2 protein-coding genes are annotated in these 900 nt (G+C 36.9%); one reads left to right on the forward strand and one right to left on the reverse strand.

Features of this window, described 5'->3' with window-relative positions; genetic code table 11:
* The coding region (locus QGG57_06880; protein MDP7007887.1) for a hypothetical protein at positions 1 to 330 on the reverse strand (330 nt) is incomplete at its 3' end.
* Positions 331 to 409: 79 nt separating this feature from the next.
* Here QGG57_06880 and QGG57_06885 point away from each other — a divergent pair.
* On the forward strand, positions 410 to 900 hold a 491-nt coding region (locus tag QGG57_06885), incomplete at its 3' end, for a M14 family zinc carboxypeptidase (protein MDP7007888.1).

Here is a 900-nt window from a genome sequence, read left to right on the forward strand (position 1 = left end):
AAAAATTCTAGCTGACGAAGTCAAAATTATTGAATCGGAAGTGCGCCATTTCATAATAAGTCTTACTAAAATTAAAGGGGAAACGTAACGAAATATCAGTGTGAAAGCCGCAAAGGGCCACAAAAGTTCAGGTGATGTGGAAGCAAAATAAACAGCCCAAAGTGCAATAATCAGAGCTAATCCTAACAAAACTATGAATCCTACCAAAAGAATATCGCTAGATTTCTTATCAGTAGCCCTCTCAATAACTAAAAGAAATAGAGGATATGATAAAATTATAATTCCTACCGAAAGAATCAAAAAAGCGACCAAATCTATGGAGTTGTTCACAGTTTGTACCATTCAGGTCTTTTTATGAAATGAACCCCCGACTTTATCTATCCCTATTATCTCAGTAAACTTAACAGAAATGAATAGAATCGTGCCGATTGGACTGATGATTGTGCTAACAATAACTGGCTGTACTGGCCCCAATGGACTATTCGGAGACGGTGATGAAATCGAGGAACCTTTTGTTTATGATTTGACTATTGAAGACTTATGGAATGACATTCCTGAAAACCAGACTTCGGCATCTGATATTATCAATTTTACATACGAACTTGAAAAGAGCCCCAGAATTACAAATTTCACCGAGATAGGGTACAGCATTAACCAGCAACCATTGTTATTACTTGAATTCGGTAATTATGATTCTACTGTACCAACTGTATACTTTGTTGCTGCTCAACACGGAAATGAACCTGCTTCGGTTGATTCAGCCTATCTTATGGTCAGGCATTTTGCCCGTGGAATTCCTGAGGAAATTGACCAGATATTAGACAATATAAACCTTGCAATCTTAGTTATGGTAAATCCCGATGGAAGAGATAATAATACTAGGGGAAATGTAAATGGAAC

This window comes from Candidatus Poseidoniia archaeon (assembly GCA_030748895.1).
In the GTDB taxonomy this organism is placed as follows: domain Archaea; phylum Thermoplasmatota; class Poseidoniia; order MGIII; family CG-Epi1; genus UBA8886.